Genomic DNA, 7,156 nt, shown 5'->3' on the forward strand with positions numbered 1-7,156 from the left:
GAACCTCGCGATTCAGACCTTGCCTTTGGCTATGTGCTTGGCGCCACCGCCCGCACTTCGGGACTTTCACCCTGTAGAGTTCGCTCATGCCGAGCGCACATGAAAAAGCCTTCGCCGGTTAGGAACGAAGGCTTTGAACTTCCGCGATTAAATTAAGGCATAACGCGGGCTTCCCAGCCGCTGGTGCACTCCGTCACGTAAGGATAAAAATTCTTACTGGCCTGGCACCAGTACATCGTCTTACCCGGAATCGTTGCTGCGGTGACGACAGGAGCCGTCACAATCGGAGCCGCGACTACAGGCGCGGTGACAACCGGCGCCGTCACCACTGGCGCAGTAACAACCGGAGCTGATACTACGGGAGCTGTCACGACCGGAGCGGTATACGTCGGAAGCGTATAAGTCGGTGCGGCGTACGTCGGCGCTACGTAGGAAGGCGCCACATATGTCGGAGCTGTATAGGTCGGGGTCGTAGCGTTTGTAATCGCATTGGCCAATCCCATGCCCAGGCCGAGCACCAGTGTTCCGCCAAGGACGTCTCTTCCGAAATCGTGCCATCGATTATGGTGATGATGACGCGGCGGCGGAGGCGGTCCGCCCCAGCCGGGTCCTCGGAAACCGGGCCCCGGTCCGAATCCGGGTCCTCCGGGCGGAGGTCCGGGAGGACGGGCGTCAACAGCTGTACAAACAGCCAGACCTAAAGCTGCTAAGCAGGCTGCAGTTCTTATTAATTTCATTCTCATCGCCAGAACCTCTCAATTGTGTTCTTACGTTTATTTTGACTGCTTAGAAATCCTTTTGGAAGACTTTTAACCGCCCAAAAATACTAATTTGCAAGCGATTGTTTTTCTTCCAGCTCTTCCCACAGGGCGTACTTCTCTTCAAGCTCCTTGGCTATTTTCTGCATCTCATCGCCGTCAGCCCGAATTTGCTCTGGCGCTTTGCTGCCGTAGGATGGCTGCTGCATGAGCTCGACAAGTTCGTTTTGACGGTTTTCGAGTGCCTCTATCTGCCCGGGGAGTTCCTGAAGAAGCTTGTTTTCTTTATAGCTGAGCCCCGGCTTTGCGTTCCGACGTCGCGTTTTCTGAGCTTTTTCCGCTTGAGCGGCTGCCTCGGCAGCCGCCGCTGCTTCCGCGGCCTTCTGCTCCTCCTTTCCCTTCTTATCCCGCCATTTGAGCCACTCTTCGTAGCCGCCGACGTACGATGTCCAAAACCCGTCTTTGTCTGGGGCGATCGTTAACGTCGCGACGTTGTCCATAAACGAGCGGTCGTGTGTTACTAACAAAACCGTCCCCGGGTATTCCGCCAGCGTCGCCTCAAGCATCTCGATGGATTCAATATCCAAGTCGTTAGTAGGCTCATCCATGACCAATAAATTGGCCGGTTTTGCGAAAAGTTTGGCAAGAAGCAAACGATTTCTTTCTCCGCCCGACAGGCTGGAGACTTTCACGTTGACACGGTGCGGCGGAAAGAGGAACTCGCCTAAGTAACCTATCACGTGCTTTCGCACACCTCCGACTTCAACCCAGTCAGACCCGGGAGAAACCGTTTCCTGCAGTGTCTTGGTCGGGTCAAGCTCGCTGCGAAGCTGATCAAAGTAGGCGATCTGCAGATTGGTTCCGAGTTTCACTGTTCCTGAGTCCGGCTGCATCTGCCCCAAGATAATTTTGATTAGCGTGCTTTTGCCGACGCCGTTAGGGCCGAGCAAGCCCAGCTTGTCACCGCGCATCACGCGCAGTGTTAAATCTTTAATCAAGCATCGATCACCAAAAGTCTTGCTAACACCCTCAAGTTCGGCAACCACCTTGCCGCTTCTTTCTCCGGCATCCAGGTTAAGATCAATTTTGCCGATTCGATCACGTCTCTGCTCGCGCTCAATGCGCATTTGCTCCAGACGTCTGACCCGGCCCTCGTTTCGTGTGCGCCTCGCTTCAATACCGCGCCGAATCCAAGCTTCTTCCTGAGTCCAAACCTTATCAAAGTCAGCTCTTGCCTTATCCTCTGCGGCGAGCTCTTCTTCTTTTCTTCGCTGATAGGCTTCAAACGAACCGGGATAACTTCGGACCACACCTCGATCCAGCTCCCAAATCGTGTCAACAATACGATTAAGAAATGCCCGGTCATGAGTAATCGTCACGAAGGATCTGGACTTTTTAAATTCATTCAGGATGATATTTTCGAGCTGACGAATCGCGTCAATGTCCAAATGGTTCGTCGGTTCATCCAGCAGAAGGAGGTCTGCATCCAATGCAAAGGCAAGCGCCAACGCAGCTTTTTTCTTTTCGCCGCCGGAGGCTTTCTTTAAATCAAGGTTTTCATCCAGTCCGAATTTATGAAGGAACTCAGATAATCGGCTTTGGATCTGCCAGCGCATTTTTTCGTCCGGCAGCTCATCCAGCTTACCTCGAAGCACCAAAGAATCCATGACGGTCGGGGCTTCCGGAAAGTAAGGCTCCTGCTCCACGTAGACTGCATGCAGACCGTTCTGTGTATGCAGTTCTCCGCCGTCAAGTTTTTCGATACCTGCAAGAACTTTAAGTAAAGAGCTCTTGCCGGTGCCGTTTCGGCCGATCAAACCGATTCTCTGACCTGCTTCGACCGTAAGGTCGGCATTATCGAGAAGCGGCTTATCTCCCCAGGCCAAATGGCCTTCCATCATCGTCACAAAACTCATAACCCAGCCTCTTCCGCGCTTTCCGTAAACTGCACTAAATCTTCTTCAGAAGTCTTTCCCGTCTTGTTCGGACTTACAACGGTCTTAACGAGTTCCCGTTTTACCTTGCTTCCGCTGTCTTTATCAAAGCTCAGGCGTCCGGTCAGCCCGTCCGGCACTTCAATACGGCGCGCCCAGTCAATCCACTTTGTTCCTAAGTTCCAAGCATCCACACCGACAGAAAACATCTGCAGCTCTTCCGGAGATAAATTCTCTCTTTCTCCCTTGTACTGAGCCACCAGAGTGCTCGCGTTCTCCTCTGCCGGGATCTCCAACGTGATCATGCCGTTCAAATCATTGGATTGGGTTTTGGCCAGCATGGTGTCTTTCTGATGCATCGGATTGGTGTAACTTGTCCCAAAAACCGGAAGCTCAGGCGGCAGATAGGGACGAAGAAGACTTGCATTTTGAGCATTCATGGCAAAGAAGACACCCCGGAACGCCTTGCCTCTCATTTCCTGTCGAAGATAGGCAATCTGATCAGAAGAAATATGGCGTCTTTCCGCTCCTGCTCCGACTTTAACTAAAGCGGCTTCCATGGCCCGTGCCAAGCGTTCATCATACGGATCCTGAGTCGAGAGGATCACGAAATTATTCGCTGCCAAATCGGCCTTTTGAGCGGTGTTTTCCACGGCAATTTTTGCGAGCTGATCAACTTCGCTCTCAGCCGAAATATCGATGCTTAAAAATAATTCCGGTGCCGTTTCTCCGGAGGGACGATTAATCGCTACGACCGGCAGAGGCAAGTAAGGCATCTCGGATATTGTCTGCACCGCGTCCCGAGAAACAGGTCCGATGGCCAGTACCGCTCCGTCGTCGGCAGCTTTCTTTAAAACTGCGCCGGCTTCCTGCGGATTACTCAATTCATACTGAACCAATTCACAAGCACCCGAGGCCGTTGCCTCGTGACTAGCCGCGAGAATTCCCTGCTGAATAGGAGCAGCCGCTTCGGACAGAACGGATCCTTTAGGGGATACAATCAGAGCGATTTTAGTTTTGTTCTGCGATTGAATCTGCGCATCCGTTGTCGGTCCGATCTCGGATTGCTGAGCAGCTGCGGTTGTGACGGCAGCTGCCGTAATAAGGCTCAGAGATACGCGACACAAAATTCTGTTTACCAACGAGGTCAAGATGGACTCCCGAAAATTCCTCTACGACAATAACGAACTCTTCCAAAGCATCTCGCTTCCTTCCCAGGACCTGCCTGCCCCTGCACTTTATGTCGTCGCTCTTCCGATCGGAAATCTCGGCGATATTACCCTCAGGGCGCTTTGGATCCTTAGCAAGGCAGACTGTATTGCCGCTGAAGACACTCGGGAAACAAGAAAACTTTTGGAGAAGTTTAATATAGAGTCGCACTTGTTCCCTGTCCATCAGCATAACGAGCACGAGGGGGCAGAAAAGGTTCTGAGTTATCTGGCCGAAGGTAAGCGAGTGGCACTGGTCACGGACGCCGGGACGCCCGCCGTTTCCGATCCCGGCACGAAAGTCGTCGCCGAAATCAGAGAACGAGGTTATCGCGTCATTCCGATTCCCGGCGCCAGCGCTTCGGTAACGGCTATCTCTGCCGCTGGTATGGCCCCTGAGGGTTTCACATTCCACGGCTTTTTAACCGGCGGGAAAAAAGAGCGGGCAGCCGAACTTCAGAAATTAATTAATAGCGGGCGTATTTTTATCTTGTATGAAGCGCCCCATCGTTTAGAAAAATTAATCGATGAGCTAAGCGAATCTGTTCCTGCTGACCGAAAAATCACAATTGCTCGAGAGCTCACGAAAAAATTTGAACAAATTGACAGTCTTTATTCTCCTGATTTACACGAATGGCTATCCCGCAATCCTCCTAAGGGAGAATATGTGATTGTTGTCGACGCGGCTTCAGCCTCAGCGGAAGAGACGTTAAAGGAAGAAGATAAGCAATGGATCGACGAGCTAATCCCGCTCCTTCCGGCTGGACAGTTGTCAACAATCGCAAGTAGAATTTCCCGTTTTCCCAAAAAAATCATTTACAACTACATAGTCAGCAAGAAGAATTCACTTCGACAGTGGATTGATTGTTTGCCCAACCGGGAGTAATAAAGTGTCAAACAGCAAAAAACAGAAAGATCAAAGCGAATTGGTCAGTGAGAAGGTTGAGGTCAGCACCGTCTCCGAAGCCGACGCTGCAGCTTCAAAAGAAGAAGATCCGTTCCATACAGCCGTGGAGTCTATTACTTCTTCTCCGATCACATCGGAAAAAGAAGCCGAAGAATACGTCTCCAACCAAACCTTCGCCGCCGCTAACGAACACGAAATGCAGGCTCTGATCTCCATCCTGGAGGGCGAAGCCCCTGCCGACCGTAAAGCCATTCTTAAGGCTCTGGTTCAGCGTGAAAAATTAAAGGAAGGCGCCGGTAAGAAGGCCGAAGTCAACGAAAATGAATTAAACGAAGATTGGAAGCACGGCGGTTATCCTTATAAAAACCGTATGAGCCGCAAGATCTATGAAAAAGAAAAATATCTTCTTCAGGTCGAGCTTCTCAAACTTCAAAACTGGGTTAAAGAAACCGGACAGAAAGTTGTCATTCTGTTCGAAGGCCGAGATGCCGCCGGTAAGGGCGGCACCATCCGTCGTTTCATGGAACATCTCAATCCCCGAGGCGCCCGCGTAGTTGCATTGGAAAAGCCCACTCAGCGTGAACTCGGTGAATGGTACTTCCAGCGTTATGTAAAACACTTGCCGACCGCCGGCGAGATCGTTTTGTTCGACCGCTCCTGGTACAACCGTGCCGGCGTCGAGCGCGTGATGGGGTTCTGCACCGATGACCAGTATTTGGAATTCATGCGCGAATGCCCTGAATTCGAACGCTTCCTTACACGCAGCAGAATCTATCTGATCAAGTTCTGGTTCTCCGTCAGTCGAAAAGAACAAAGAAGACGCTTCAAGGAACGTCAGGTCCACCCGCTCAAACGCTGGAAGCTTTCTCCGATCGATATGGCTTCTCTCGATAAATGGGACGACTACACCAAGGCTAAAGAAGCCATGTTCCTTAATACGGATACTGTGGCCGCTCCCTGGACCGTCGTTAAGAGCGACGATAAAAAACGCGCTCGCCTGAATGCCATGCGTTATGTCCTTCAGTCTTTACCCTACACCGGCAAAGATATGAATGCCATCGGCGCCATTGATCCTCTGATCTTAGGCCGTGCCAATACGATCTATGAAAAGGGCGAACACAGCGACATTCTTCTTCAGCTGAGTACTCATCTCGCAGAAAAGAATTCTGATACGAAGAAGAAATCGAAAGGCTCTGTTCAGAGTAAGTATTGATCTTTGAGTAACGGCAATGGATCCCGTTTAGAGATATTTACCGAAAAACTTCTTTCCTCAACTCCGATAGTAAAAATTTCATTCTTCAGGATCTTAATTTTTTCCATGAAACTCTCTTTGGCAAAGGTCACAAAGTTGTTGTAAACGATGTAGTTGTTGAGATACTTAGTGGCAACCCCTCTAAACCGGATATTTGTCATTGCCTTGAGGGCGGAGTGGTAATAATTAATCAGCTGGATATTGAAGATTCCTTTCTTGTGTTTCTTTGACGGAATTTGAACATGTTTAGCCTTGCAAGATTCGGCTAGCAAGGGGTAACCTCCAAGACTGTCCGTTACAAGAGTGGAACCGGGAAGAATCTTGCACCCTAAAGCAGTTTTGAGATTCCCGGTTGTGGGTTTCCCAAGATTGCAAACCACGCCTGTGCTCTTTCCCTCTAGGTTTACGGCTGTCGGCACGCAAACTTTCTCATCAGACAGGCCTCTTTTCGTGGAACGCATTCCTCTTTTTTTCGGTTCTCTGCCGGCGTGCTGAGCCGAAAATTTTCTTGATCCTTTGTAGCTGATCGAAAAGTAGACCTCGTCAGCTTCGACGACGCCTGTCAGTTTTACCGAGTTGTGTATCTTTTGTAAGCCGTCTAGCAGCCGATGGCGCCACTTGAAAGAGGTATCCAAGGAAATTCCGCACCTTCGTGCGCACTCTCTGAGAGGAAGCCGGTCCATGAAGCACTCGACGTATTTGAACCATTGAGAAATTTCTTTCCTGCAATGGTTGAAAAAGGACCCGCTGCTCCAACCAAAGCTTTTGCTGCAATCTCGACATATAAAGCGTTGAGTCTCACAGTGTCTGCCGTTTTTTACAACTTTTAATGAGCCGCAGTGCGGACAGACGGGCCGACCTGACCGGCTGACATCGAGCCTCTTGCTTAGAAAGCTTTCGACTCCATCGGAGTTGTTAATGGGTTGGCTATCAACGAGAACTTCCAGAATGCAAGATCTTTCTTCAGCGCTTAAGGCAAAAAACTGCGAAAGGAGCTTATCTACTGCTGTGGTAAACATAGGGTACCTCCTTAACTTAAAAATACCCCTTAAATGGAGGCGCGACAACTAATATCAATACTTACTCTGAACAGAGCC

General features: G+C 50.4%; 6 protein-coding genes. 2 read left to right on the forward strand and 4 right to left on the reverse strand.

Going from position 1 to position 7,156, the window contains the following annotated elements; genetic code table 11:
• Nucleotides 1-152: 152 nt before the first annotated feature.
• The 3 genes from ACZND6_RS12470 to ACZND6_RS12480 all read right to left on the reverse strand — a co-directional run bounded on the left by ACZND6_RS12470 (nucleotide 153) and on the right by ACZND6_RS12480 (nucleotide 3,819).
• Entirely contained in the window at nucleotides 153-737 is a 585-nt protein-coding gene (locus ACZND6_RS12470) for a hypothetical protein (protein WP_293737104.1), read from the reverse strand.
• Between the two features lie 89 nt (nucleotides 738-826).
• On the reverse strand, nucleotides 827-2,674 hold the full coding sequence (locus tag ACZND6_RS12475; RefSeq protein ID WP_293737105.1) for an ATP-binding cassette domain-containing protein: 1,848 nt from the start codon (nucleotides 2,672-2,674) through the stop codon (nucleotides 827-829).
• Nucleotides 2,671-3,819, reverse strand: coding sequence for a penicillin-binding protein activator (locus ACZND6_RS12480; RefSeq protein ID WP_300816766.1), 1,149 nt, complete (start codon nucleotides 3,817-3,819; stop codon nucleotides 2,671-2,673). The genes ACZND6_RS12475 and ACZND6_RS12480 overlap by 4 nt, the downstream gene beginning before the upstream one ends.
• Before the next feature lie 25 nt (nucleotides 3,820-3,844).
• On the opposite strand from ACZND6_RS12480, the gene rsmI reads away from it, so the two are divergent.
• The gene (gene rsmI, locus ACZND6_RS12485) at nucleotides 3,845-4,786 is read left to right on the forward strand and encodes a 16S rRNA (cytidine(1402)-2'-O)-methyltransferase (RefSeq protein ID WP_489524757.1); all 942 of its coding nucleotides are present in this window, start codon (nucleotides 3,845-3,847) and stop codon (nucleotides 4,784-4,786) included.
• Between the two features lie 4 nt (nucleotides 4,787-4,790).
• Nucleotides 4,791-6,020, forward strand: coding sequence for a polyphosphate kinase 2 (ppk2, locus tag ACZND6_RS12490; protein WP_293737108.1), 1,230 nt, complete (start codon nucleotides 4,791-4,793; stop codon nucleotides 6,018-6,020).
• Here the strand turns inward: ppk2 and ACZND6_RS12495 are convergent.
• Complete coding sequence (locus ACZND6_RS12495; protein ID WP_489524758.1) at nucleotides 6,005-7,078, reverse strand: IS1595-like element ISBuba1 family transposase; 1,074 nt, start codon at nucleotides 7,076-7,078, stop codon at nucleotides 6,005-6,007. The genes ppk2 and ACZND6_RS12495 overlap by 16 nt on opposite strands.
• Nucleotides 7,079-7,156: the final 78 nt, after the last annotated feature.

The sequence above is a fragment of the Parasutterella sp. genome, assembly GCF_057870745.1.